The following is a 25,557-nucleotide window of genomic DNA, read 5'->3' as shown; positions in this document are numbered from 1 at the left end:
GCGTCCTCCTGGGATGCTACGCCACCCTGCGGCGTCGGTTGGAGAGGTAGTCCACCAGCACGTATTCGCCCAGCTTATCGGGGGAGGCGTAAAAGGCCCGCCCGTGGTTGATGCGCGTGAGCAGGTTCACGAAGTCCACCAGCTGGTAGTTGTTCTCCAGCATGAAGGTGTTGATGACGATGTGCTCCTGGGTGCAGCGCCGCACTTCTTTTAGCGTCTCCGAGATGGTGCGCGGCGAAGGAGGGTAGCTGAAATAGGGGACGCCTTGCTCCAGGTGCGCTGTGGGCTCGCCATCCGTGATCATGATGGCCTGCCGCGTGGCGCCCTTGTGCTTGGAGAGGAGCTTGCGGGCCATCATGAAGGCGTGGTGCATGTTGGTGCCGGAGATGCCGGTGTCCCAGTAGAGGTCCGCCAGGTCCGATTCCTTGAACTGGGTGGCGACGTCTGAGAAGCCGATGATATAGAGGACATCGCGCGGGAACTTGCTGCGGATGAGGGTGTGGAGGGCGATGGCGACCTTCTTGGCCGCCGCGAAGTTGCCGTAATAGCCCATGGAGCGGCTGCGGTCTATGAGGAGGCACGTGGCCGCTTGGGTGGAGAAGTCTATCCGCTCCACCTCGAAGTCGCTCACCTGCATCTTCAGAGGGGTCCCCGCGCCTTCGCGCTTCACGCTGTTGAGGAGCGATTTGCGCAGGTCCACCAGAAAGTCGTCGCCGAACTCCCAGGGCTTCGTCTCGCCGCTGGGCTCGCCGCCGCCCCCGCGCTTGGTGATCTCGTGGCTGCCGGCGCGGTCCTTCTTCAGCTGGGAGAAGATCTCCCGGATGGCCTTCTGCCCGATCTTGCGCACGCCGCGCGGCGTCAGCTCAAAGCGGTCGCCCTTGCGGCGGATGTAGCGCGCCTCCTCCAGCTTCCGCAGGAGGTCCTTCAGCTCCTCCAGGGAGCGGCGGGCATCTTCTCCCAGGAGCTCTTCCATCGCCTGGGCGTCCACGCGCTCCAGGTCCTGGGCGCTGCGCACATCCCGGAGGGTTTGCTCCAGGTTGTCCATCTTCTGGAACTCTTCCATGAGGCGCATGGCCTCCTGCATGGAGAGCTCCTCATCGCCGGTGAAGGGATATTCGCGGCGCAGGTCGTCCATCGGCGCCAACTCGTCCAGCATCTGGCCCAGCTGGGACATCTCCCGGCGCATCTCATCGTCCATCATGGATTCCATGAGGTCTTGTAATTGCTGGCGTGTGGTCTCCGGCATGCTGTCTAACAGCGATTGGGCCTGGGCCATGCGCTCCTGCAGGCGTTCCGCCAGCTCCTGCATGTTGCGGGGCGGGTTGTCCCCGAACATCTGGCCGTACTGCTGCATGAACTGGTCGAACTGCTCCTGGCTCAGCTTGCCCTGGCGGTTCTGCTGGAAGAGTTGGTTCAGGTCCTTCAGCATCTGCTTCATCGCCTGCATCTGGTCGCCGCTCATGTTCTGGAGCGATTGCTGCATGTTCTTGAAATACTGGTCCATGGCCCGCTTCTTCAGCTCGTCCAGCAGTTCCTGGAACTTGCGGCGGGCCTCCTGGTCCATGAAGTCATAGTTGCTCAGAGCCTTGATCTGCTCGGCGGGATCGTTGGTCAGGCTCTTCAGCGTCTCGCGCCGCTTCTCCGCCAGCTTCTCCAGCATGTCCAGCCCCGGCTTTTTAGCGGGGTCCTGCTTCGCGTCGTTCCGGGCTTGCTCCAGGCGGTTGCGGATGCCTTCCCGCTCCGTCTGGACGATGTCCTGGAGCTTTTCCTTGATATCGTTGAGGACGGAGCTTAGGTCGTACTTCTCCATCTGCTCGCGGCGGCGGTTGCGCAGGCGCTCCAGGAGGTCGCGCATGCCCTGGGTGCGGCGGCCGCCTTTGTCCTGCATGCCGCGCTGGATGATGCGCTGGAGGGCGCGCTCCAGGCCCATATCGCCAAAGAGGTCGTTCGAGATTTCGTCCATGACCTCGTCCGGGTGCAGGGAGAATGGCTCTGCGGAGCCGTCCCAGGACGAGTAGCGGTAGCGTCGCATCACATCACCTGTGGCCTAGGCTGGTGCCGTCCGGTCAAACCAGGGAAGCGGCGTGGAGGCCATCATACGGACTGCGCCCGCCAGTGGCAAGGGCGTCTGGACGTGCCGCCAGAGTAGCTAGTTGCGGCGCTCAAAGAGAGGCGGGTCGAACTCATCCATAGTCTCCAAGGCGGACTGGGCCAGCTCCTGGATGTGCGCTTCCGGGCGCTGCATGGTGCGCGTGAGGGCCTTCTTGGCCACCGGCCCGCCGATCTTCCCCAGTGCGGCGATGGCGGCGGCCTGCACCTCGCTATCCGGGTCGTCAATCATCGGCAGGAGGTGCGTGATGGCCTTATCATCGCCGATCTCGCCTAAGGCGGAGACGGCCTCGTAGCGCAGTTCAGCCTGCCTGTTGGCCGTCTCATCAATGAGCTGGGGCAGCCACCTTGGGTCGCAGGTGCGGCCCATGGCGTAGAGGGCGCTGGCCTTCACCTTCACATCGGCGCTCTCATAGGTCTCTTGGATGAGCTCCGGCACGCGCTCATGGCTCATGGCGGCCAGCGCTTCTATGGCCCGGCGGCGCACGTCCGTGGACTCGAACTCGCTGTCTATCGTCTCCAGCAAGGCGTCTGCGATACGCCTGCCGTCCCGCTCCAGCAGTTTCCCCGTCTCCGCCAGGAAGGCGAACCTGCCCAGGGCCTGCGCCGCTGCGGCGCGCACATTGGCTGACGAGTCCACCGTGAGCAACCGGATGAGCGGCGTCAGCAGGGCCCGCTCTTCGCATTCCCACAGGCCTTCGATGGACTCGATGCGGATATCCTCATCGTCGTCGTTCAGCGTCAGTTTGAAGATGGGAAAGAAGTCCAGCTCGACGTTGTCTTCTGCCATCTCCGTCAGGGTGGCGATGACGGCCTTCTTTTGCGGCAGGCCCATCTTGTCCCACGCCTTCTGGAAGGCGGGCAATTCCTCCGAGGAGAGGCCGGAAAGCTGCGTCAGCTTCGCAGGCGCGATGCGCCCCTTGGCGGCCGCGAGCTCTTGGAGGATCGCATCTATCGCGGCCATGGGCCTACTCGCCGGCGCGTTTGGTGGAGACGGTGATGCCCATACAGGCGATGGCCGGGGCCAGCAAGCTGCCGCTCACCCATTCCTGCGCATCGCTGAGGGCGATGAGCTTGCCTGCGCTGAGGGCGGTATAGACGTTCCCGGCGATGACGGTGTCCTTCACGCGCCCCACTACTTTGCCGTTCCGGACGCGGTAGCCTAGCAGGACGTTGCCGCCGATCTCGCCGCCCGCCACGTTGCCCTGGCCTGCGCCAAGGAGCTGTTCGATGATGAGGCCGTCCTGCACATCGGCCACCATGCGCTCATAGGGCGTATCGCCCTTTTCGATGAAGAGCACGCTGGTGGACGGCGTGGGCAGGCTGCTGAGACTGCGGGAGGCGCTGCCGGTGCTCTTGGCTCCGGCGAGGCCGGCCGTCTGCAGATCGTAGAGGAACCCCTGGGGCACGCCCTTTTCGATGAGCAGCGTCTTTCGGGAGGGGACGCCCTCATCATCGGCGTTGCGGCTATCCGGCCTCAGGGGGACGGTGGGATCGTCCCACAGGGAGAAACGCGGGTCCATGAGCTGTGTGCCCAGCTTGCCCTGCAGGGGAGAGGCCCCCTGGAGCACCGTTCTGCCGTTCACGGCGCTGGTGAGGGGCATCAACAGATAGGCGATGGCGTGGGGCGTGAAGATGACGGGCACTTCGCCCTGGGGCGCCGGGACGGTCTCCTTGGCGAACTCCAGCTGCTCCAGGGGGCGCTTGGTGACCGGCTTGGGGTCCAGCATGGGACTGCAGGAAGCGCCCCAATCGCCCACAAAGAGCATGTCCGTGCCGCGGATCAAGGTGCCGTGGACGCCGTAGGAGAAGCTGGAGCGCTTATAGCTGGCATGGCAGCCGTTGGAGTTGATGATCTCAACTTCGTCTATGGACTTGGTGACGCCCGCCTCGCAGACCAGGTCGCTGTTGGCGCGGCGCAGGATGTCAATCATCGCCTGGCCGAAATCGGCCATCTGCTCCACCGTCACGGCCTCCGAAGCCCGGTCAAAGACGGGCACATCGGGAAACTTGGCGGGGCCCGGCAGCTCGAACTTGGCCACCGCGCCGAACTCCGAAAGCTCGATGGCCCTCGCCACCAGCTCGTCCACATCCTTCGGGTCGTTCGTCGCCGAAAGGCCGATGCGCCCGTTCCTCACGATGCGCAGGGCGATGCCGGAGGACTCCTTGGTCTCCAGCATCTTGAGGCGGTTCGCCTCAAAGTTTGCCGGCGTGCTGCGGTGCCAGACGCGCACCACCTCCGCCTGTTCGCAGCGCTTCTTGGCCAGGGAGAGCAAGCGTTCCATCATCTTACTTGCCTCCCACCAGGCACTTGCGGATGCGGATATGGGGACTGCCGTTGGTCACGGGCAGCGGCATCTGGCCGCCCTTGCCGCAGCCGCCTCCCTGGTTCATATCCAGGTCGTTGCCGATGGCGTCTATGTTCTTCAGTGTCTCGAAGAGGTTGCCGGAGAGGACCACAGGGCGCACCAGCTCTTCGATCTTGCCGTTGCGGATGCGGTAGGCCTCTCCCGCGGAGAAGGTGAACATCTCCATGCTGGTCATGCCGCCGTACCAGTTCTTGGCGTAGATGCCGTCCTTGATCCCGCCGATGATGTCATCGAAGGTGACGCCCTTCTGCGGCTCGATGTAGGTGTTGGTCATGCGCACGATGGGCGGGAAGGTGTAGTTAAGGGCCCGGGCGTTGCCTGTGGGCTTCTCTCCCATGCGCGCCGCCGTCTCCCGCGAATGGAGGCGACCCACCAGCACGCCTTCGCGGATCAGGTCCGTCTTGGTGGAGGGGACGCCTTCATCGTCGTAGGCGTAGCTGCCGCGCAGGCCCGGCACCGCCGCGCCGTCCACGATGTTCAGGTGCTTTTCGCCGAAGGTTTCGCCCAGCACCATCAGCTCGCGCATCTTGGGGTTCTCATAGACGTGGTCGGCCTCCGAAAGATGGCCGAAGGCCTCATGGACGAAGACGCCCGCGAGGATGGGGTCCAGGACGACGGTGTAGTCGCCGCCCTTCACCGTGGGCGCTTTGAGGAAGGCCACGGCGCGCTCGGCAAGCTCCTTGGCCCGTTCGTGCAGGCCTTCGACGACGGCATAGTCGCCGCGACTGCCTATGCTGATGCCGGCCTGCTGGAGGTCGCCGTCTGCCCGCGCCATCGCCACGATGCGGGCGTTCACGTCGGCGCGCTCCTGCTCGATGTAGGAGCCGTTGGTGTTGGCGAAGATGGTCTTCTTCCACCCATCGCTGTAGCCGATGCTGGAGCTCTGGATCTTGGCCGCCGACCACATCACCTCGTTGTAGCTATCCAGGAGGCGCTTCTTCTCCGCCAGGGAGATGGTTCGCGCATCGCGCTTGATGGGCGCAAGGGGCGCGTCGGCGACGACCTTGTTCACCGGGGCAAGCTGACTCGTCTCTTGGCCCACCAGCTTGGCCTGCCGCACGGCCAGGGCCACCTGCTCCCGCAGGTTGGAGGCGTCATTGAAGGAGACGAATCCCCAGCCGCCGCTCACCAGAGCGCGGACGCAGCCGCCCTTGCTGGTGCTCTTGTTGATCTCCTCCAGATCCCGGGAGCGATAGCTCAAGCGCGTGGACTGGGACTCTTCGAGCCGTATTTCGATGTAATCGGCTGTGTGGCCGGAAAGGGCGGATTCAATCTGGTCGCGCATGGATGCCTCTTCTAGGGGTGACGAAGACCTGAGGTGAGGCCTCGTGAAGTGCCATCACTATAGCACGGCGGGCCGCCTTATCGAAGGCTTCGCCGAAGGGGGCGCTCGATGCTAGAATGGCTGCTCGCTCGGCGTGTCATTTCGGTGCGCCGGCGCGCCCTATGGGTACACCGAAAGCCGCGAAGTGGTCGCCTGCTGAAATCATCGAGCGCCTTGCGCCGTCCTACGGCCCGCCGACGCCGCCGCGACGCTGGGATGCCACGTCCGAGCTCGTCTACACCATCCTCTCCCAGCACACATCGGACGCCAACTCCGTCCCTGCCTATGAGCAGCTGCGAAGGCGTTTCAAGACCTGGGACGATGTGGTGCACGCCAAGACGAGCGACGTGATGGAGGCGATACGCCAAGGCGGCCTAGCCCGGCAAAAGGCGCCGCGCATCCAGCAGGTCTTGCGCCTGGTGAAGGAAAAGACCGGCGGCTATGACCTTTCCTTCCTGGGCGAGATGGCGGTGGACGAGGCACGGGCCTGGCTCCGCGCCCTGCCGGGCGTGGGGCCCAAGACCGTCGGCTGTGTGATGCTCTTCGCCCTGGAGAAGCCGGTCCTCCCTGTGGACACCCACATCCATCGCGTCGCCAAGCGCCTGGGCCTCTACAAACCCAAGGTCACCGTGGAGGAGTCCCACGATGTCTTGGAGGCGATGCTCCAGCCCCAAGAAGTGCTACCATTTCATATGTACCTCATCACCCATGGCCGCCGCGTCTGCGATGCGAGGAAGCCGCTGTGCGCCCGGTGCGTCCTGGAGCCGCGCTGCCCTAAAGTTGGGGTGAAGGCGCAAGGGGCAAGGCGCACGAGCCAGAAGGCGAAAGGCGTTAGGAGAAGGTCATGAAGCGAGTCGGCATCATCAACGTCACCGGATATGCGGGTGTGGAGCTTGCGCGCATCCTCTGCCGCCACTCGGGCGTCAAGCTCACCTCCGTCACCGGGCGCAGCGCCGCCGGGCAGAAGCTCGGCGAGTTCTTCCCGCACCTCTCAGGCGTTGACCTGACCATCACCGAGGAGCTTGGCGATGTGGATGTGGTCTTCTCCGCGCTGAACCATAAAGACAGCGCCGCGAAGTGCCTGCCGTACATCCACAAGGGCATCCCCGTCATAGATATGAGCGCCGATTTCCGGTTGAAGAGCGCCGCCGAATACAGCAAGTGGTACAAGGTGGAGCACCCGGAGCCTGCCACACTGGCAAGCGCCGTCTACGGCCTGCCGGAACTGCATAAGAAAGACGTGCAGAAGACGAAGATAGTGGCAAACCCCGGCTGTTACCCCACAGGCGCGGTGCTGGCCCTGGCTCCCGCCGCCAAGGCCGGGCTCATCGGCGGTGATGTCATCGTAGACAGCAAGTCGGGCGTTTCAGGGGCAGGACGCACCCTTTCGCTGACAACCCACTTTTCGGAAGTGAACGAGGATGTCTCAGCCTATGGGCTGGATGGGCACCGGCATCTGCCGGAGATCACCCAAGAGCTGCAGACCGTGGATACGACCCAGAAATACAGCGTGACCTTTATCCCGCACCTGATCCCCATGACGCGCGGCATCCTCAGCACCTGCTACGCCACTGTGAAGAGCGGCAAGCTGGGGGCTGGTGGCAAGGGCGCGCTGATGGAGATTTACAAAGACTTTTATCGGGATGCGCCCTTTGTGAAGGTGCTGGCGACTGCGCCGCATACCAAGTACACCCTGGGCAACAATGATTGCATCGTCTATCCCACCCTGGACGAGCGCACGGGACGGCTCATCGTGGTGAGCGCCATAGACAACCTGGTGAAAGGCGCGGCGGGCGCGGCGGTGCAGAACATGAACCTGATGCTGGGCCTGCCGGAGACGATGGGCCTTGAGCAGGTTGCGCTCTACCCGTAAAGCCGGCCTGAAATCCCATTGAACGGATAACATCTCCTCAACTACAATAGGTATGCCGCTCTGACCTATTGTTGGGCGGCGTCTTTCGCGGCCCCATCGTCTAGAGGCCTAGGACATCGCCCTTTCAAGGCGGTAACGGGGATTCGAATTCCCCTGGGGCTACCACTTCTGTCACATCATACTTGCGACCTCATCCTTTAGGAGAAAGTCGTTCGAATCTGCTTAGGTCGCGGAGATGATTTTGTGATCAATATCGGCTTCACAATCTCCGGCCTGAAATCGTCAGCCATACTGAGTGTCTCTGCCAGAGTTGAAGAGCTTGGCTTTGGCTGCGTCTGGGTAGGCGAGCACCTTATCTTTCCGGCTGAAATGCCTGCGACCTATCCCTATTCCGCCAGCGGCCGTCCGCCCGTCAACCCGGAATCGCCCCTCTTCGACCCTTTCGTCGTGCTCAGCTTTGCCGCTGCCGCCACGAAAAAGATAAAACTGGGCACCGGCGTTTATATCCTTCCCTTGCGCAACCCGTTTGTAACGGCACGCGCAGTCACCACACTAGACCGTCTTTCTGAGGGGCGGGTGATTTTCGGCGTTGGCGCAGGCTGGCTAAGGGAAGAGTTTCAGGCAGTTGGTGAGAATTGGGAGAATCGCTTTAAGAGGACCAGAGAGATCGTTGAAGTGATGAAGCGGCTTTGGACAGAGGATACGATTCAGCATACGGGTCAGTACTACTCGTTCGACGCTGTGAAGTTTCAGCCCAAGCCTGTGCAGAAACCGCATCCGCCTATCGAGTTTGGTGGTGTGACGAAGGCGTCTTTGCGCCGCGCAGCTGAGCTTGGAGACGGTTGGATTTCCGCGGGGCGCTTTGAGCCTGAGGATGTGGCAAAGGTTTCGGAAGAGATCCGTCGCTATAGGCGGGAATTTGGCAAGACCGGACCATTCAATATCACGTGCCTTTGCGCTGTGGAGCCAACGCCTGAGAACATGCGGCGCTACGAAGAGGCAGGCGCGACACGCGTCTATCTCCGCCCTCCGCTCTCGTGGAACTCACGAAATTTGGAGGGAGACTTCCACCTTTTCCTCGAGCACACGTATGACACACTCCTCAGCAAGCTGTAGATGGCTACTGGAATTGCGGTGGTTCAGCTACACTCCGTAGTCGTTTCCCTTTCGAACGGGACACCTTTTGGCCTGGCACTGCCCTTCACTGATGCGCCAAAGAATGGAGCGCCATGATGAAACCGCGATGGTTCGTGTCCCTCCTGCTGTCTTTCCTAGCTCTCGCGGTACTACTCACCGCTTGCTCTGGGGATGATACGACTGCGCCAACGGCGACCTCAGCGCCCGCCGCCGAGACCTTCCGATGGGAGCAGGTGCGCTTCGATGGCGGCCCCGGCGCCCGTCGCGATGCCACTCTGGTCTTCGATGGCTCGGCCAATCGCCTTCTGCTCTTCGGCGGCAGGGCAAACGGCCAGGGTCTAAACGACATCTCGGCGTTCGATATCCCTGCAGGCAGATGGACGAGGCTCTCAGATGGCGGAAACGCTCCCGCCGCTCGCTGGGGACATGTGGCGGTCTACGACGCCAAGCGCGCGCAGATGGTCGTTTTCAGCGGGCAGAGCGCAAGCGGCTTCTTTAACGATCTCTGGACCTTCAACCCTGCAACAGGCCAGTGGCGCGAGGTGAGCATCGGCGGCGCTAAGCCGCCCACGCGTTACGGCTCCTGCGCCGCGTATGACGGCGAGGCGGACGCCTTCTACATCTCTCACGGCTTCACCAATGCCGGACGTTTTGATGATACCTGGGTATTTGACCTGGGAAGCAGCCAATGGCGAGATATCACCGCCGCTGGAGCAAAGCCCATCAAGCGCTGTCTCCATCGCTGCGCCTTCGACCTCGAATCTAAGTCCATCGTCCTCTTCGGCGGTCAATCGAATGAGACGCCTATCCTCGGCGATCTCTGGCGCTTCAACCCGGCGGCGCGCGTCTGGTCGGAGATTCCAGCTTCATCGGCAAAGCCTTCGCCCAGGTTCTTCTCTGAGCTGCAAGCCGATCCCGCCGCTTCGCGATTTGTCGTCTTCGGCGGCTTCACCCAGGCGGGCAATGCGAATGATGTCTGGACCTTTGGTCAGACGCCAGGCTGGAGGGGCGCGGCAGTCGCCGCCCCTGCGCCGGAGCCTCGTCAGAGCCACGCTGGCGCGATAGACGTTCGCGCCAGGTCCATTTACCTCTTCGGTGGCGCAGGGGGCCAGGGTGACCTCGGCGATCTGTGGCGTCTGCGGCTCAATTAGACGCCATGGGGAACAGACCCGCCTCCTGGCGTCTCTCACCCGATGCCCCGCACGTTCCGTTGATCGTCGCCCATCGCGGCATGCCGAAGGCGGCGCCGGAGAACACCATCGAAGGCTTCCGCTTGGCCCATGCGGCTGGGGCCGACGCCATCGAATTGGACGTGCGACTGACCAAAGACAAGAAGGTCGTTGTCATCCACGATCCAACGGTCAACCGCACCACCAACGGCAGGGGTAGCGTGAGGGCGATGACCTTGGCCGAGCTTCAGCGGCTTGACGCGGGCTCCTGGTTCAGTGCGAAGTTTGCAGGCGCGAAGGTGCCGACGTTAGACGAGGTTTTTGAAGCCCTGCCGAATGACTTTCTGATTGACGTGGAAGTGAAGGTCTTCGGCCTGGCCTACGCACAGCTTGTCGCCGCCACTATCGAAGTCATCCGTCGCCACGATCGCCTCGAGACGGCGATGCTCTCCAGCTTCAGCGCGCGCGCCCTGGACGAGGCGCGCCGCCTGGAGCCGCCCCTGGCCCGTGGCTATGCCTGGAGCCGCTTCCGCCCCTACCGCCTGCCGCCGCAGTGGTTCCTGCCCCTTGTAAAACCCACCTGGGTCCAGCCGGAGCAGCGTGCCCTTTCGCCCAAACTCATCGCCAAGTGCCGTCGCCGCGGGTGGCCTATCTTGGCCTGGGATGTAGACGCCGGCATGGACTACGCCGCCATCAAGAAGATGGGCGTCCAGGCCGTCGTGACCGATGATGCGGACATCTTAGCCCGCCAAAGGGGCGCGAAGGCCTAGATTTCACAAGATCATACGGATCGTGCATCCAAAATGCACGGTCGTTCGTTTAGACTAACAACAGCCTATGAGAACACACACCCTCGCCGTCGCCCTCGCTATAGCGATCCTCCTCGCCGCCTGCTCTGGCGGCGGAGAAAGCGCCGCGCCACTCGCGCCTTCGCCAACGGCGGTTGCGCCGACGGCGACAGCCTCTGTCATCCTAGGGGCGACTGCCCAGCCTGCAGATGTGACCGCGACTGCTACTCGTGCTGCCACTGCGCCGCCGAACGCGCCACTCGCCAGGAACTTTACGCTTCCCAGCGGCGATGGGAAGAATGTCTCCCTGGCGAGCTACCAGGGCAGCAAGAACGTCGTCGTCGTCTTCCACCGAGGCTTTTGGTGAACGTTCTGCCGCAAGCACCTCGTTGAGTTGCAAGAGCGTGAGAAAGACCTGATAGCCCTGGAAACGACCGTCGTCGCCATCAGCACCGACGACCGCGATGGGGCGCGCAACCTCGTCGAACGGGTCGGCATCCGCTTCCCCGTGCTCTACGACCCACAGGCCAAGGTCATCAGCGAATGGGGTGTCTACAACCTCTTCAACGATCGCCTCGCCACGCCCTCCACGTTCATCGTGGATAAGGCAGGGCGTGTGCGATGGAGCTATATCGCCAAGAACATAGCGGACGAGCCCTCCCCGGATCTCATCATCCGCCAATTGCGCTCTATTCAGACGTAGCGCTGCCGCGTCTCCCCAGGCAGATAATACGGAGCATAAGCTGTTTACCGCGCCTTGACGTGTAGACGCCGCCTGCGGATGCTCCCGCAAGCCGTGTCCCTGCCTAGGGAGGTTTCCTGTGGAGATACAACGGACAGTCGCCATTAACGCGCCTCCTGAACTTGTCTGGGACGTGATCACAGACCTGGTGAGCGCGAAGGAGTGGGCGCCGGGCTTTGAGGACTACCCCTTCATCTCCAAGGAGTGGCCCGCCAAGGCCTCCACCGCCGTCTGGCGCTATCACGCGGGGCCTATGAAGACCGATTTCAGGCTCACCATCGTTGAATCGAATCGGGGGGAAGGCTTGCAGATCGCCAACGCGAGCCGCTTCGGCAAGGGGCTGGAGCAGTACCGCTTCAGCCATGCCGATGGCGTCACAACGGTGGACTATAGAACGACGAGCAACCTTAATCTCATCGGCTCGCTCTTCACCGTCTTCATTAAGGGCCGCCTCAACAGGCAAGTGGATGCCACCGTGGCGAATCTCAAGAAGCGCTGCGAGATGCTTGCCCAGCGCAAAGCGCCGTAAGGCAGGCTATGCCGCTCAACAGCTACCACTTCGAAGACCACTGGTTCGTCCCCTTTCCTCCCGACGAAGTCTGGAGGGTCCTTTCGCGCGCAGAGGACTTTCCTCTCTGGTGGCGCGGCGTGTACCTTACCGCCAAGGCGCGCAACGGCGAAAAGGAGCCGCGTGTGGGCGCGCTGGTGGATGTCACCGCCCGGGGCTTCCTTCCCTACAAGCTGCGCTTCACGATCGAAAGCACGGCTCTTGAGAGGCCGCGCCTCATCCAGTTCAAGGCCACGGGCGATTTCGTGACGGACGCCTCCCGATGGATCGTGGAGCCTGCGCCCGGCGGCTCTCGAGTCACGCTGGATTGGAACCCGAGGGTGGAGAAGGGCGTGGTGAAGTATTTCTCCCCGCTCCTCCGTCCCCTTTTCCGCGCGAACCACAATTGGACGATGCGCCGTGGCCAGAGGCAGATCGTGGAATTCATGACCGCCAATGCCAAGAAGAGCGGCGCGAAGGAGCGATAGATGCCTGGAAAGAAGAAGCCCGCCGCGAAGCTTGACGCCATCGAGGTTTCCGCGGTGATACCCGCCGATGCCAAGAGGCTGTACGAAGGCTGGCTCGATAGCAAAGCCCACAGTGATTTCACCGGGGGAGAGGCCGTCATCGAGCCGAAGGTGGGTGGGAAGCACACGGCGTGGGACGGCTACATCTCCGGCGTGACGCTGGCGCTTGAGCCGGGGAGGCGCATCCTGCAGTCCTGGCGGACCACAGAGTTTCCCAAGGATGCCAGGGACTCGCGGTTGGAAGTGCTCTTTGCGAAAGCCCAGGGAGGAACGCGTATCACGTTCAAGCACACAGACATTCCTCCCGGGCAGGGCGAGAGCTACAAGCAGGGCTGGGACGAGTTCTATTTCCAGCCGATGAAGCGCTACTTCTCGAGGAAGAAGCCGCGCGCGGCGTCGTAGACGCAGTGTGGTGCTCCGACGTGCGAGACCGGCGCGCTCTCGATTTCATGAATCTCCGTGGTGCGCCTATAGGTCACGGAGAAATCGAGGCATACTGCATCGAAATCCATGCCTATGCGCGATATGGTCTCGATTGATAACGTCACAAATAGGCACTCATACGGTGGATTGCCGATGTTGGACTTGAACATAAGCATGTTCGTGATACCATGAATCAATCCTCAGGTCGAAAGGTGGTGATCCTGGTGAAGAAGAAGAAGAAGAAGTAACTGTATCCGCTCTGCGGATAAAAAGCGCCCCGGTGCAGATCGGGGCGCTTTTATTTTGCCCGCGAATGTCGGCGCGAGATGCCGAGGTGCTGCCGCTGGGGCGGCGTCGGCATTGATCTGCGCGCCGCGCCGATGGAGCGCGCCGTCACGCAGCGGCATTTCTTCCCTGGGTGCGTGTGTCGGGCTGTTGTTGATGAGGAGCTTCGACGGACCTCGAAGCGCGTGCGCGCGTATCGCGGAGCAAATCATCGGCGCGTGTGCGCTGCAACATCGCTATCACGCGAAATCGAAGCATAGCGTAGCGAAATCACACGCAATGCATCGCATATGCATCAACCAAGCACAAACGATTCATGAAAACAAATTACGTATTCACACAGCGCATTTGGATGACGCCATCGCGCATGCTACTATGGAAAATAGCTTAGTGGAGAGGGAGGTGATATCTACCATGGCCGCTAAGAAGAAGGCTGCAAAGAAGAAGAAGAAGTAACTGCTCCAACTCGATGGAGAAAAAACGGCCCGCCGTATCGGCGGGCCGTTTTTTTGTCATCCGCCCCAGGGCACTAGCTTTTCGTCTCGCCGCCGTCCAGCTTCTCCCCCATCTCCCGCAGGAAATTCTCCAACTCGGCTGAGAGCTGCGCCGGCGACGGGCCGGCGCGCTCCTTCGCCCGCGCGTCATAGGTCTGCTCGAGCTGGCGGATCATCGGCTTGAGCCGCGGGTCGCTGGCGACGGCGAGGCCGAGCTCTTGGTACTGCTCCTCGCCGCGCTTGTAGTCTATGATGCCTTTCGGCAGGTTGTAGATCGCCGCCAGGATCTCTAGTACGCGCGCCGCGCCGGTAAAATCCTCATCCAGTTGGGCATATTGCGGCAGATGCGCGATAAGGCTGGAGTTTTCGATTCCCATCTCGCTCGCCTTCTGTCCCACAAGGTAGTTGATCGTCGTCGGGCCCGCGTACGTGCTCTGCTCCACCTTGCTTGAGCCGAGCAGATGCTGGATGTTGATGCCGGAGATGCTGCCTGTTACAAGCAGCGGCCGCGTGTGGGGCACGGCATCGTACATCGCCCCGGCCAGGAAGTAGCGCTTCACCCCAAGGACCTTAAAGAGCTCAACCACGGAATCCGTGTAATCCTCCCCGAACATGTGCGGCTCTAGTAAGTGTAGAAAGATGAAGTCCGGGCCGTTCGCCCGCCGAGCATAGCGGATGAAGCTATTGGGGAGAGTTACCTCCCGCTTGCCGTCCCGGTTCGTCAGCATGGGCCGGTAGCGGGTGAAATCGAAGAACATGCCCGGTTTCGCGAGCTTCCCCAACTCCTGCGCCTGCAGGTGACTCTCCAATCGCGCGAGGGCCAGACTGCCGACGCTGCCCACATCAATCCACGGGCGCAGCATCGCAAGGGCATGCGGCTCCCGCAGCTCCGGCAACGGTTCGGTGAGTTCAAAGGCGCCGACTTTCATAGGTGTCTCCTATACTACTGGACGCCCGATGCCTGCGCTGGCTTTCGCCCTCCATGGGCCGGACTTGTCATAACGATCCAGGTCTCTCCGTCAGGCAAACATCATGAGCATTCCCACGCCTATATATAATGTAGGCCTCGATTTCGAGCGTACTTCAGATGCGCATTCCCCCAGTGCTCTCATCAGCCGGTCTGCAGTCCTCTTTGCACACCCTGCATGGGTGGCGGCTTCTTTCCGGACGCGTCAAAAAACTGCGGAAGAGCTACTCCCTTGGCAGCTTACGGGATGCGATGGATTTCGTGAATGAGGTTGCACGTCTTGCTGAAGAGGAGAATCACCACCCGGATATCGATGTCCGCTACAATCGCGTGACGCTGACCCTGTGGACCCACGCGAAAGGCGGCCTGACGGAACTTGATTTGCACCTGGCACAACGCATTGACGGCGTTGTTAAGACTGGGTAGCACAGCCCGAGGCCACAGACCCGGCTCCTCCCCGGCATCTCTGTTGACAGCAAAAGGGGAGACTGCTACTATAGCTACTTGCGCGGATACATTGTCCTCCTATTTTCTTGTCCAGCGTTCAGAACTTGAGGATAGCTGTGCCTACGATAAACCAACTGATACGTAAGGGAAGGAAGCATAAGGGTAGCCGAATTAAGGCCCCTGCGCTTCGTTTCACCTTTAACTCTCTGGAGAAACTCCAGAAGCGCGGCCCCGGCGCTCCCCAGAAGCGCGGCGTCTGCACCCAGGTGCGCACTGTTACCCCCAAGAAGCCCAACTCGGCGCTTCGCAAAGTAGCCCGCGTGCGCCTCACCAACGGCATGGAAGTCACCGCCTACATCCCCGGCGAAGGGCATAACCTCCAGGAACACTCCGTGGTCCTTATCCGCGGCGGCCGTGTTCCTGACCTGCCCGGCGTCCGCTATCACATCATCCGCGGCACGCTGGACTCTGCCGGCGTGACTGATCGGAAGCAGGGTCGCAGCAAGTACGGCGCCAAGCGCGGGAAGGGCGGCGGGGCGGCGGCTGCCTCGGGCGGAGGCGAGAAGAAGGCGGCGGCTCCTCCCGCAAAGTAGCTTCGTAGCGATAGGCGTGAGGCTCGGGAAGTCTCCTTGCCACCAGCGTCCAGGCTTGTTCGTTGTAATACACCAGAGAAACAAAAACAGGGGAACTATCTGTGAGACGGAGAAATGCAGAGCGACGGACGATTCCGCCCGATTGGAAGTACAACCGGGAGGATATCTCTCGCTTTGTCCATAAGGTGATGGAGCGCGGCAAGTACACCGTGGCTCAGAAGATCGTTTATACCGCCCTGGACAGGGCCGAACGGGATGCCAAGCGCCCCGCCCTTGAGGTCTTTGACCAGGCGCTGAAGAATGCAACCCCAGTGCTCCAGGTGAAGCCCCGCCGTGTCGGCGGCGCCACCTACCAGGTGCCCGTGGAGATCCGCCCGGAGATCCGGGCGACCCTCGCCATGCGCTGGATCGTTCAGGCGGCCCGCGCCCGCAAGGGACGCCCCATGGCGGAGAAGCTGGCGGCGGAGCTGGTGGATGCGGCTCGCGGCCAGGGCGCAGCGGTGAAACGCAGGGAGGACCTCTTCAAGATGGCCGAGGCGAACCGCGCCTTCGTCCACTATCGCTGGTAAACGGCAGCGCTTTTCTTCCTCACGAGAGATATACGTCATGGCTGAGCGACCATTTCCAATAGAACAGATCCGCAATATCGGCTTCATCGCCCACATTGATGCCGGCAAGACCACCGTCTCTGAGCGCGTCCTCTATTTCACCGGGCGCAACTACAAGCTCGGTGAGGTTCATGAAGGCACTGCCACGATGGACTGGATGGACCAGGAGCGCGAGCGCGGCATCACCATCACCGCCGCCGCCACCACCGCGTACTGGAAGGGCCATCGGATCAACATCATTGACACCCCGGGCCACGTGGACTTCACCGCCGAGGTGGAGCGCAGCTTGCGCGTCCTCGATGGCGCCGTCGTCGTCTTTGACGCGGTCGCCGGCGTTCAGCCTCAGTCGGAGACCGTGTGGCGCCAGGCCGAGCGGCATCGCGTTCCCAGGATCTGCTTCATCAACAAGATGGACCGCATCGGCGCCGATTATTTCCGCGCCATCGGCACCATCGTAGACCGTCTCAAGGCGCGTATCGCCGTCGCCCAGCTTCCCATCGGGTCCGAGGCCGCCTACAAAGGCGTGGTTGACCTGCTGGAGCTGAAGGCCTATGAGTTCGTTGACGACGAGAAGCACACTCAGAAAGAGATTCCGATCCCCGAAGGTCTCATGGCCGATGTGAAGAAGTACCGCGAGGCCCTGGTTGAGCGCATCGCGGAGACGGACGACTCTCTGACCGAGCTTTTCCTTGAGGGCAAGGAGATTCCCAAGGATACCCTCAAGAAGGCCTTCCGCAAGGCCGTTGCTGCCAATAAGCTCGTCCCGATCCTCAACGGCAGCGCCCTTAAGAGCAAAGGCGTCCAGCTCATGCTTGACGCCGTCACCGATTATCTGCCCTCTCCTGTGGATATTGATGCGATCAAAGGTACCCACCCCAAGACGGAGCAGCCTGCCGAGCGCAAGCCCAGCCCAACGGAGCCATTCTGCGCACTGGCCTTCAAGGTCATGACCGACCCCTTCGTCGGCCGTCTGGTCTTCCTGCGCGTCTATTCAGGCAAGATCACCTCCGGTACCGCTGTCTATAACGCCACCCGCGATGAGAAGGAGCGCGTCAGCCGCCTGGTGCGCATGCACGCCAATACCCGCGAAGAGATTGACTGGACGGACGCAGGCAACATCATCGCCGTCGTGGGCCTTAAGAGCGCCTTCACCGGCGATACGATCTGCGATCAGGCCAACCCCATCCTTCTTGAGTCCATCAAGTTCCCCGAGCCCGTCCTCTCCATCGCCGTAGAGCCCAAGAGCCGCGCCGAGCAGGACAAGATGGGCGATGTCCTCCGCAAGCTGGCGGAAGAGGACCCCACATTCAAGGTCAAGCAGGACCCGGAGACGGGCCAAACGGTCATCGCCGGCATGGGCGAGCTGCATCTGGACGTCCTCGTCGAGCGGATGCGCCGCGAGCATAAGCTGGATGTCAGCGTCGGTAAGCCCCAGGTGGCCTATCGCGAGTCCATCACAGCCAAGGCCCAGGCGGAAGGCCGCCTTGTGCGCCAGAGCGGCGGCCGTGGCCAGTATGGTCACTGCTGGCTGGAGGTTGAGCCGAATGAGCGCGGCAAAGGCTTTGAGTTCATCAACAAGATCGTGGGCGGCTCTGTGCCCAAGGAATATCACAAGCCCATCGAGCAGGGCGTCCGCGAGGCTCTGGATTCGGGCGTTATCGCCGGCTACCAGGTAGTGGACGTCAAGGTTACCCTCTTTGATGGTTCCTACCATGAAGTTGACTCCTCGGAAATGGCCTTTAAGATGGCCGGTTCCATCGGCGTCAAGGAGGCCGTGCGCCGCGCTCAGCCTAGGATCCTCGAGCCCATCATGGCGGTGGAAGTCACCACCCCCGGCAACGCCCTTGGCGATATCCTGAGCGATATCAACAGCCGCCGCGGGCGCATCCTGAACATCGAGGGCATCGGCGATACGCAGGTTGTCAAGGCGCAGATCCCCTTGGCGGACACCTTCGGCTACGCGACCGCCATCCGCTCCCAAACGCAGGGCCGCGCCACGTACACGATGGAGTTCGATCACTACGCCGAAGTGCCCGGATCAATCGCAGACGAGCTTATGGGGAAAGTGAAGGTCGCCGGGTAACGCGGCGCATAGGAACCAGCAATGGCGAAGCAGAGAATACGCATCCGCATCAAATTGAAGGCGTTCGACCACCGCCTGCTCGATCAATCGGCGACCCAGATCGTTGACGCCGCCGAGAAGACGGGCGCCGCTGTGGCCGGCCCTGTGCCTCTGCCCACCGGTATCAAGCGCTTCACCGTGGTTCGCTCGCCCCATATTGATAAGGACTCCCGCGAGCAGTTCGAGATCCGCACCCACAAGCGCCTCATTGATGTGCTCGAACCCACCTCCAAGACCATTGACGCCCTCACCAGGCTGAACCTGCCTGCCGGCGTTGATATCGAAATCAAACTGTAGGCAAGAGCTATGAACGGCCTCATCGGCAAGAAAATCGGCATGACCCAGGTCTTCCTGGGCGATGGTTCGCTCGTTCCCGTCTCCGTTGTGGAGGCCGGACCCTGCACCGTCACCCAAGTGAAGACTGTGGAGAACGATGGTTATAAGAGCGTCCAGCTCGGCTTCGGCTCCGCGCGCCATACGAATAAGGCCGAACAGGGCCATCTGAAGGGCAAAGGCCCCTTCGCTATCCTGCGCGAGTTCCGCATGGGCGAAAAGGATGCTGCCGAGGTGGGCCAGCAGGTGGATATCGGCATCTTTGCGGAGGGCGAATCGGTTGATGTTGTCGGCCAGTCCCGCGGTCTCGGCTTTGCGGGCGGCGTGAAGCGCTACCACTTCCGGGGCGGTCCCAAGACCCACGGCCAGTCCAACCGCCATCGCGCTCCCGGCTCCGTCGGCTCCACCACTACGCCCGGTCGCGTCTTCCGCGGCCTCCGCATGGCGGGCCATATGGGTGATGACCGTGTGACGACACATAATGTCAAGGTCGTCGGCGTTGATAAAGAGCGCAACCTCCTGCTGATCCGTGGAGCCGTCCCTGGAAACAAGGGCGGCTTTGTTCTTATTCAGAAGGCCAAAAAGGCTAAGAAGTCCAAGCAGACCTTTCAGCCTAAGTCTGCAAAGAAAGCCGCGAACAAGTAAGGCAAGCCGCCATGCAAGTACCAGTCAAAGATCTTAAAGGGACTGAAGTCGAGCGCATTGATGTGAATGATGCGATCTTCGGCGTTCCCATGAACAAAGACATCGTCTACCAGGCCATGATGTGGCAGCGTTCCGCCACGCACCTGGGCACTGTGGATACCAAAACCCGCGGCGAAGTCTCCGGCAGCACGCGCAAGCCCTGGCGGCAGAAGCACACGGGCCGTGCCCGCGCAGGCACCACACGCTCCCCCGTTTGGCGGCATGGCGGCATCGTCTTTGGCCCTCATCAGCGCAGCTTTGCCGTGGCTATGCCCCGCAAGATGCGCCGCCTGGCCCTCCGTTGCCTCCTCTCTGATAAGCGCGCCACCGGTGATCTGACCGTGGTCAAGGATATGACCGTTGCCGATGGCAAGACCAAGGATGTCGCCGCCGCCCTCAAGGCGCTGGACCTCCACGATTCAACGCTGCTGGTTATGCACAACCCTGACGAGCGGGTTGTACGCGCCGCGCGCAACATCGAAGGCGTTCGCACTGTGCCCGCCTCGCAATTGAGCGCCTTGGACCTCCTGAACTATCGCCACGTGGTTATGACGGTGGATGCCGTCCGTCGCGCCGAAGAGCTCTGGTCCGGCGAGCTGAATAGGGATGGCGGTGCGGCCCCCACGCCGCCCCTGCCCAAGCCCGCCGCCGCCAAGAAGCCTGCGGCTCCTGCCGCTCCCAAGGCGGTTAGCCCCGCTTCTACCAAACCCGCTGCGAAGGCTGCCCCTGCCAAGGCAAAGGCTGAGGCTAAACCAAAGGCCGTCTCTCACGCGCCTGAGCACAAGGGGCATGAGACGCCGAGGCATAAGCCTGCCGAGCACAAGGCTGACGACCACAAGTCTCATGAGACCAAGGCCGCTCACCATCCCGCTAGAGCTGATGAGCATAAGGCTCATGAGGGCGATGCCAAGGCGAAGCGCGCCCCAAGGAAGAAGGCCGCTGAATGAGCCTCTTTGACCTTATCGAAAGCCCGGTTATCACAGAAAAGAGCACGCTCCTTGCAGAGCGAGGCCAGTATGTCTTTGCCGTTCGCGATAGCGCATCAAAGGCGAGCGTGAAAGAGGCTGTGCAGAAGGCCTACAACGTGACTGTTCGCGAAGTCAACATCATCAATGTGCGCGGCAAGCTGAAGCGCTACGGCGCGCGTATCACCCAGCGCCCCGGCTGGAAGAAGGCCGTGGTCACTCTGAAGTCCGGCGATAAGATCGAACTCTTTGGCAACCCCTAAGGCTACCCTATGGCTATCAAAGTCTACAGACCGCTCACACCCTCGCTCCGGAACATGGCCGGGGCCACCTTTGAAGAGCTGACCAAGTTCAGCCCGGAAAAGTCCCTCCTTGTCTCCAAGCGCAAGAAGGGCGGACGCAACTTCCGCGGCAAGGTGACCGTTCGCCATCGCGGCGGCGGCAATAAGCAGATGCTGCGCGTTATTGATTTCCGGCGGGATAAGATCGGCGTCCCGGGCAAGGTCGTCGGCATCGAGTACGATCCCAACCGCACTTCGTATATCGCATTGATCCAATATGCCGATGGTGAGCTCCGCTACATCCTCGCGCCTGTCGGCCTGACCAACGGCCATGAAGTGATGGCAGGCCCCAGCGCCGAGATTCGCCCCGGAAACGCCCTGCCGATGAAGAGCATCCCAACCGGCACCAAGATTCATAACATCGAGATGCAGAAGGGCAAGGGCGGACAGATCGTCCGCTCCGCAGGCTCTTCCGCCCAGCTTCTGGCCAAGGAAGACGTCTCTGTGCTCGTCCGCCTCCCTTCAGGCGAGACGCGCCGATTCGATGCCGAGTGCATGGCCACCATCGGCCAGGTGGGCAACGTGGACCATAAGAACCTGGTCCTTGGCAAGGCGGGCCGCACGCGCCATCGCGGGCGCAAGCCCATGGTTCGCGGCACTGCCATGTCGCCTCGCGATCACCCGCACGGCGGCGGCGAAGGCCGCACCGGCGTCGGCATGCCGAGCCCCAAATCTCCCTGGGGCAAGCCGACCCTTGGCTATAAGACGCGCAACAAGAAGAAGAGCAGCATCATGATCGTCCAGCGCAGGAAGTAAGAGGAGCCGGATATGTCCAGGTCGTCAAAGAAGGGCCCGTTTGTAGATGCCAAGCTGATGAGGCGAGTGGAAGCCGCGGCCCGCTCTCAGCAGAAGATCATCATCAAGACGTGGTCCCGGGCCTCCATGATCATGCCCCAGATGGTTGGCCTGACCATTGCCGTCCACGATGGCCGCAAGCATGTCCCCGTCTTTGTTACGGAGGCCATGATCGGCCACCGCCTGGGTGAATTCGCTCCCACGCGCGTCTTCCGCGGCCACTCCACCAGGGTGAAGCTGGAGGACGAGGCGGCAGCGGCGGCGGGCGGCGAAGGCGCAAAACAATAGCTCTCGCCTAAGGAACGAACGTGGAAGTCAAAGCATTCGGCAAAAATATCTCGGTCGCGCAGAAGAAGCTGCAGCCGGTCGTCCAGGCAGTGCGGGGCAAGCCCGTTGCTGAGGCGCTGCGTATCCTGCAGTTCCTTCCCAGCCCGGCTGCCAGAGATATCGCCAAGGTGGTCAAGTCCGCCGCGGCCAACGCCGAAAACAATATGAAGATGAACCCGGATGCGCTCCGTGTCGTGAGCATCACCGCTACCGAGGGCTTGCGCCTGAAGCGGTTCGATCCCATGTCCCGGGGACGCGCCGGCCGCAAACTGAAGCGCCATAGTCATGTCGTCGTCGTCGTAGACGAGCGGGAGGCATAGTTTGGGTCACAAAGTACATCCGGTCGGCTTTCGCCTGGGCGTCGTCCGCGAGTGGCAGGCGAAGTGGTATGCCCAGAAGCCCTCTGCCTTTCGAGCGCTTCTTCTAGAGGACGTTATCTTCCGCCGGGACATCCAGGGCAAGTACCCTGATGCCGGCATCACCCGCGTTGAGATCGAGCGCGGCGCCCACGAGGTCGTCGTCACCATCCACACCGCTCGCCCCGGCATCGTTATCGGCCGCGGCGGCCAGCGCGTGGAAGAGATCCGCAAGGACCTTGAGACCCGCAGCGGCAAGAAGGTCCGTATCAATATCGTCGAAGTGCGCCAGCCCGAGCTGGACGCCTATCTGGTGGCCCGCAACATCGCCGACCAGCTTGAACGCCGCCTCTCCTACCGCCGCGCCATCAAGCAGGCCGTCGGCCGCACGCTCCAAGCGGGCGCCAAGGGCATCAAGGTCAACATCGCCGGACGCCTGGGCGGCGCCGAGATCGCCCGCAAAGATAAAGATCACGAGGGCCAGGTGCCGCTCCACACCCTTCGCGCCGATATTGACTTCGGCATCGCGGAAGCGATGACAACGATGGGCAAGATCGGCGTCAAGGTCTGGATCAACCGTGGCCTTGTTGCCAACACCCGCAAGGAGACGGAAGCGGACCTCGCCGCCGGCGGCCTGGGTGCCCTGGAGCATCGCGAAGAGGGGACGCAGACCAATGCTGCAGCCGACAAGAACTAAGTTCCGCAAATCCCACCGCGGCAAGATGCGCGGCGCGGCCCACGCAGGCTTCACCCTTCATGAGGGCGATTACGGGCTGAAGTCCTTGGAGTCCTACTGGATCACCTCCCGCCAGATCGAGGCGGCGCGCAAGACTATCGCGCACCACATCAAGCGCGGCGGCAATATCGTCATCCGTATCTTCCCTGACCGCCCGGTCACGGCTCGTCCGCTGGAGACCCGCATGGGCGGCGGCAAAGGCGCTGTTGACCATTACATTGCGGTCGTGAAGCGCGGCCGCATCCTCTTCGAGCTCGTAGGCGTTGATGAGGCCACCGCCAAGGAAGCCATGAGGCTCGCGGCGGCCAAGCTTCCCATCAAGACCAAGTTCGTGGCCCGCCATGACACGACTCCGGCGGCAGGGTAGGCGAACGTCATGCGTATAAAAGACATCCGTGCTCTGACAACCGAAAATCTGCAGCAAGAGCTTGCCGGCATCGGCAAGGAGATGTTCAACCTCCGGTTCCAGAAGGCTACACAGCAGCTGGCGGACACCAACGCCATCCGGAAGGCGCGCAAGAAGGCCGCACGAATCAAGACGGTGCTCCGCGAGCGACAGCCCGCTAAGCGCGCCGCGAAGCGATAGGACCAGCAATGCAGCAGCAACTCCAAGCTAAGCCTGAACGCAAAGAGCGCGTCGCTGTCGTCGTCAGCGATAAGATGGACAAGACGCGCGTGGTGGCGGTGCAGTGGTTCCGCAAGCACCCCATCTACGGCCGTGCCGTCCGTCGCCTGAGCAAGTTTAAGGCGCACGATGAAAAGAATGAGGCCCGTCGCGGCGACACCGTCCGTATCGTGGAGACACGTCCCCTCTCCAAGGACAAGCGCTGGCGCATCGTTGAAATCATCACCAAGGCTCCAATTGTTGACGTGGCCCCGGAGGAGATTGACTCCGAGTTGCTGGCGACGAAGCTGAAGGAGTCTTCGCCTGAGGCTACGGCGCAAGCTCCCGCGGCTCAGGCTCCCGCCGCCGCTCCTGCCGCGCCTCCGGCGGAGAAAAAGCCCGAGGCGAAGGCCCCAAAGGCCGAGACCGAAGCGAAGCCCAAGGCGAAAAAGGCGGCAAAGGCGGAAGCCGCTGAAGAGAAGGCCCCTGCTAAAAAGCCCGCCGCCCGGAAGAAGAAGGCCGAGGAGTCTGAGAAGTGATCCAGAATTACACTCGACTAACCGTGGCGGATAATTCCGGCGCCCGCGTGGTGATGTGCATCAACATCCCCGGGACCAGCAAGCGCCGCTATGCCAATATCGGCGATACCATCGTCTGCGCCGTCAAGGAGGCCCAGTCCCAGGGCCAGGTGAAGGACGGCGAGGTGGTCAAGGCCGTCGTTGTTCGCACTACCCGTCCCATCAGGCGGGAGGATGGCTCCTTTATCCGGTTCGATGACAACGCCGCTGTGCTCATCAAGGAAGATCTCACGCCGGTCGGCACGCGCATCTTCGGCCCCGTTGCTCGTGAGCTCCGCGAGCGGAATTTCATGAAGATCATCTCCCTCGCACCCGAGGTACTGTAGGCTCCTATGAAGGTCCATAAGAACGACCAGGTTTTGGTGATTCGCGGCAAGGACAAGGGGAAGCGTGGCAAAGTGCTGCACGTCTTCCCTGACAGAAACGCTTTGACCGTCGAATCGGTCAACATCGTGAAGCGGCATCTGAAGCAGAACCCGAATCTCAAGCAATCGGGCATCGTCGAGCGCCCGGCGCCGATCTCCGCCTCCAACGTCATGGTGATCGCGCCGAGCACGAACAAGCCCTCGAGAGTCGGCTATAGGCTGGTCAAGACGCAGGAGGGCGGAACCGCCCGCGTCAAAAAGGTACGGATATGCAGAACGACCCAAGAAGAACTGGCGTAGAGAGCCAGGCCGGGGCGGACAAGAAGCCCAAGGCTGAAGGCCAAGAGCCGGCGGCTGAGAAGAAATCCCGGGAGAAAAAGCCGGCGAAGGCGCCGGAGGTTGCCGCGCAGCCGCCGAAGGCGGAGACGCCCGTTGCCGAGGCTCCTGCGAAAAAGCCGGAGGGCGAAAAGGCCTCAGGCAAAGAGAAAGAGCAGCCTAAGAAGCATGCTGCCAAGGCTCCTGAGGGACCCGTCTTCCAGCTCCCGCCGAACTATGTGCCGCGCCTCCGGGAGCGCTATGCCAAGGAGATTGTGCCTGCCCTCATGAAGGAATTCTCCTTCAAGAACATCATGGAAGTGCCTTCCGTGCGCAAGGTCATCATCAACATCGGCATGGGCGAGGCCCTGGAGAACCCCAAGGCGCTCGAGAATGCCGCTCGTGATCTGGGCGCCATCGCAGGTCAGCACCCGGTCATCACCCGCGCGAAGAAGTCCATCGCGAACTTCAAGGTGCGCCAGGGATCCGGCATCGGCGTTATGGTCACCCTGCGCGGTAGCCGCATGTACGAGTTTCTGGACCGTCTGATCAACGTGACCATCCCCCGTATGCGGGACTTCCGCGGCATGCCGAATCGCGGTTTCGATGGCCGAGGTAACTACACCATCGGCCT

General features: G+C 61.9%; 33 protein-coding genes and 1 tRNA gene. 29 read left to right on the top strand and 5 right to left on the bottom strand.

From position 1 onward, the window contains the following. Positions 1-16: 16 nt before the first annotated feature. The 4 genes from FJ039_03780 to FJ039_03765 form a co-directional block, all read right to left on the bottom strand. Positions 17-2,032, bottom strand: coding sequence for a VWA domain-containing protein (locus FJ039_03780; protein MBM4405289.1), 2,016 nt, complete (start codon positions 2,030-2,032; stop codon positions 17-19). A gap of 117 nt (positions 2,033-2,149) precedes the next feature. Beyond that, positions 2,150-3,073: a HEAT repeat domain-containing protein gene (locus tag FJ039_03775; GenBank protein ID MBM4405288.1), complete on the bottom strand. Its 924-nt coding sequence runs from the start codon at positions 3,071-3,073 to the stop codon at positions 2,150-2,152. Positions 3,074-3,077: 4 nt separating this feature from the next. Then, positions 3,078-4,397, bottom strand: coding sequence for a TldD/PmbA family protein (locus tag FJ039_03770; protein ID MBM4405287.1), 1,320 nt, complete (start codon positions 4,395-4,397; stop codon positions 3,078-3,080). Position 4,398: 1 nt separating this feature from the next. After that, on the bottom strand, positions 4,399-5,763 hold the full coding sequence (locus tag FJ039_03765; GenBank protein MBM4405286.1) for a TldD/PmbA family protein: 1,365 nt from the start codon (positions 5,761-5,763) through the stop codon (positions 4,399-4,401). Positions 5,764-5,879: 116 nt separating this feature from the next. Between FJ039_03765 and FJ039_03760 the strand changes: the two genes are divergently transcribed. From FJ039_03760 to FJ039_03710, 11 genes are all read left to right on the top strand, one after another. After that, positions 5,880-6,650: an endonuclease III gene (locus FJ039_03760; GenBank protein ID MBM4405285.1), complete on the top strand. Its 771-nt coding sequence runs from the start codon at positions 5,880-5,882 to the stop codon at positions 6,648-6,650. Beyond that, entirely contained in the window at positions 6,647-7,675 is a 1,029-nt protein-coding gene (locus FJ039_03755) for an N-acetyl-gamma-glutamyl-phosphate reductase (GenBank protein ID MBM4405284.1), read from the top strand. Before FJ039_03760 ends, FJ039_03755 begins: the two co-directional genes overlap by 4 nt. Positions 7,676-7,764: 89 nt before the next feature. Beyond that, a tRNA-Glu gene (locus FJ039_03750) sits at positions 7,765-7,840 on the top strand. A gap of 51 nt (positions 7,841-7,891) precedes the next feature. Then, the gene (locus FJ039_03745; protein MBM4405283.1) at positions 7,892-8,791 is read left to right on the top strand and encodes an LLM class F420-dependent oxidoreductase; all 900 of its coding nucleotides are present in this window, start codon (positions 7,892-7,894) and stop codon (positions 8,789-8,791) included. A gap of 113 nt (positions 8,792-8,904) precedes the next feature. Further along, positions 8,905-9,963, top strand: a complete 1,059-nt coding sequence (locus tag FJ039_03740; protein MBM4405282.1) for a hypothetical protein — start codon at positions 8,905-8,907, stop codon at positions 9,961-9,963. A gap of 5 nt (positions 9,964-9,968) precedes the next feature. Next, positions 9,969-10,751 carry a hypothetical protein gene (locus FJ039_03735; protein MBM4405281.1) on the top strand — a complete coding sequence of 261 codons (783 nt, stop codon included), beginning with the start codon at positions 9,969-9,971 and terminating at the stop codon, positions 10,749-10,751. A gap of 67 nt (positions 10,752-10,818) precedes the next feature. Further along, the gene (locus tag FJ039_03730) at positions 10,819-11,136 is read left to right on the top strand and encodes a redoxin domain-containing protein (GenBank protein ID MBM4405280.1); all 318 of its coding nucleotides are present in this window, start codon (positions 10,819-10,821) and stop codon (positions 11,134-11,136) included. Positions 11,137-11,163: 27 nt separating this feature from the next. Next, positions 11,164-11,472 (top strand): peroxiredoxin family protein, encoded by a 309-nt coding sequence (locus FJ039_03725; GenBank protein MBM4405279.1) that lies wholly within the window; start codon positions 11,164-11,166, stop codon positions 11,470-11,472. A 118-nt stretch (positions 11,473-11,590) separates the two neighbouring features. Then, positions 11,591-12,040, top strand: a complete 450-nt coding sequence (locus FJ039_03720) for an SRPBCC family protein (protein ID MBM4405278.1) — start codon at positions 11,591-11,593, stop codon at positions 12,038-12,040. An 8-nt stretch (positions 12,041-12,048) separates the two neighbouring features. Then, positions 12,049-12,546 (top strand): hypothetical protein, encoded by a 498-nt coding sequence (locus tag FJ039_03715; GenBank protein ID MBM4405277.1) that lies wholly within the window; start codon positions 12,049-12,051, stop codon positions 12,544-12,546. Then, a complete protein-coding gene (locus FJ039_03710) occupies positions 12,547-12,987 on the top strand; it encodes a hypothetical protein (GenBank protein MBM4405276.1) in 441 nt (146 codons plus the stop codon). Positions 12,988-13,822: 835 nt separating this feature from the next. On the opposite strand, the gene FJ039_03705 is transcribed toward FJ039_03710, so the two are convergent. Then, complete coding sequence (locus FJ039_03705; GenBank protein MBM4405275.1) at positions 13,823-14,716, bottom strand: PAC2 family protein; 894 nt, start codon at positions 14,714-14,716, stop codon at positions 13,823-13,825. Between the two features lie 158 nt (positions 14,717-14,874). On the opposite strand from FJ039_03705, the gene FJ039_03700 reads away from it, so the two are divergent. The 18 genes from FJ039_03700 to rplE all read left to right on the top strand — a co-directional run. Further along, entirely contained in the window at positions 14,875-15,180 is a 306-nt protein-coding gene (locus tag FJ039_03700) for a 4a-hydroxytetrahydrobiopterin dehydratase (GenBank protein MBM4405274.1), read from the top strand. Between the two features lie 137 nt (positions 15,181-15,317). Then, positions 15,318-15,794 (top strand): 30S ribosomal protein S12, encoded by a 477-nt coding sequence (locus FJ039_03695; GenBank protein ID MBM4405273.1) that lies wholly within the window; start codon positions 15,318-15,320, stop codon positions 15,792-15,794. A gap of 101 nt (positions 15,795-15,895) precedes the next feature. Then, positions 15,896-16,363: a 30S ribosomal protein S7 gene (gene rpsG / locus FJ039_03690; GenBank protein ID MBM4405272.1), complete on the top strand. Its 468-nt coding sequence runs from the start codon at positions 15,896-15,898 to the stop codon at positions 16,361-16,363. A gap of 37 nt (positions 16,364-16,400) precedes the next feature. Beyond that, positions 16,401-18,485 carry an elongation factor G gene (gene fusA, locus FJ039_03685; protein ID MBM4405271.1) on the top strand — a complete coding sequence of 695 codons (2,085 nt, stop codon included), beginning with the start codon at positions 16,401-16,403 and terminating at the stop codon, positions 18,483-18,485. Positions 18,486-18,506: 21 nt separating this feature from the next. After that, the gene (gene rpsJ, locus FJ039_03680; protein ID MBM4405270.1) at positions 18,507-18,821 is read left to right on the top strand and encodes a 30S ribosomal protein S10; all 315 of its coding nucleotides are present in this window, start codon (positions 18,507-18,509) and stop codon (positions 18,819-18,821) included. Positions 18,822-18,830: 9 nt separating this feature from the next. Continuing rightward, positions 18,831-19,502 (top strand): 50S ribosomal protein L3, encoded by a 672-nt coding sequence (locus tag FJ039_03675; protein ID MBM4405269.1) that lies wholly within the window; start codon positions 18,831-18,833, stop codon positions 19,500-19,502. Positions 19,503-19,513: 11 nt separating this feature from the next. Continuing rightward, positions 19,514-20,488: a 50S ribosomal protein L4 gene (gene rplD / locus FJ039_03670; GenBank protein ID MBM4405268.1), complete on the top strand. Its 975-nt coding sequence runs from the start codon at positions 19,514-19,516 to the stop codon at positions 20,486-20,488. Further along, complete coding sequence (locus FJ039_03665; GenBank protein MBM4405267.1) at positions 20,485-20,769, top strand: 50S ribosomal protein L23; 285 nt, start codon at positions 20,485-20,487, stop codon at positions 20,767-20,769. Before rplD ends, FJ039_03665 begins: the two co-directional genes overlap by 4 nt. 9 nt (positions 20,770-20,778) lie before the next feature. Further along, positions 20,779-21,603 (top strand): 50S ribosomal protein L2, encoded by an 825-nt coding sequence (gene rplB, locus FJ039_03660; protein ID MBM4405266.1) that lies wholly within the window; start codon positions 20,779-20,781, stop codon positions 21,601-21,603. A gap of 12 nt (positions 21,604-21,615) precedes the next feature. Continuing rightward, a complete protein-coding gene (rpsS, locus tag FJ039_03655; GenBank protein ID MBM4405265.1) occupies positions 21,616-21,930 on the top strand; it encodes a 30S ribosomal protein S19 in 315 nt (104 codons plus the stop codon). A 20-nt stretch (positions 21,931-21,950) separates the two neighbouring features. Next, entirely contained in the window at positions 21,951-22,289 is a 339-nt protein-coding gene (locus FJ039_03650; protein ID MBM4405264.1) for a 50S ribosomal protein L22, read from the top strand. A 1-nt stretch (position 22,290) separates the two neighbouring features. Continuing rightward, entirely contained in the window at positions 22,291-23,022 is a 732-nt protein-coding gene (gene rpsC / locus FJ039_03645) for a 30S ribosomal protein S3 (GenBank protein ID MBM4405263.1), read from the top strand. Then, on the top strand, positions 23,000-23,428 hold the full coding sequence (gene rplP, locus FJ039_03640; GenBank protein MBM4405262.1) for a 50S ribosomal protein L16: 429 nt from the start codon (positions 23,000-23,002) through the stop codon (positions 23,426-23,428). The genes rpsC and rplP overlap by 23 nt, the downstream gene beginning before the upstream one ends. Before the next feature lie 9 nt (positions 23,429-23,437). Next, positions 23,438-23,647: a 50S ribosomal protein L29 gene (locus FJ039_03635; protein MBM4405261.1), complete on the top strand. Its 210-nt coding sequence runs from the start codon at positions 23,438-23,440 to the stop codon at positions 23,645-23,647. 8 nt (positions 23,648-23,655) lie between these two features. Next, complete coding sequence (gene rpsQ / locus FJ039_03630) at positions 23,656-24,204, top strand: 30S ribosomal protein S17 (GenBank protein ID MBM4405260.1); 549 nt, start codon at positions 23,656-23,658, stop codon at positions 24,202-24,204. Beyond that, a complete protein-coding gene (gene rplN / locus FJ039_03625; GenBank protein ID MBM4405259.1) occupies positions 24,201-24,569 on the top strand; it encodes a 50S ribosomal protein L14 in 369 nt (122 codons plus the stop codon). Before rpsQ ends, rplN begins: the two co-directional genes overlap by 4 nt. A 6-nt stretch (positions 24,570-24,575) precedes the next feature. Beyond that, on the top strand, positions 24,576-24,908 hold the full coding sequence (locus tag FJ039_03620; protein MBM4405258.1) for a 50S ribosomal protein L24: 333 nt from the start codon (positions 24,576-24,578) through the stop codon (positions 24,906-24,908). Positions 24,909-25,162: 254 nt separating this feature from the next. Beyond that, a partial coding sequence (gene rplE, locus FJ039_03615) for a 50S ribosomal protein L5 (GenBank protein ID MBM4405257.1) occupies positions 25,163-25,557 on the top strand: 395 nt, incomplete at its 3' end.

The sequence above is a fragment of the Chloroflexota bacterium genome, from assembly GCA_016875535.1.
Classification (GTDB): Bacteria; Chloroflexota; Dehalococcoidia; order SHYB01; family SHYB01; genus VGPF01.
The sequence above is the reverse complement of the archived record's forward strand: the minus strand, read 5'-3'. Positions and strand labels throughout refer to the sequence as shown.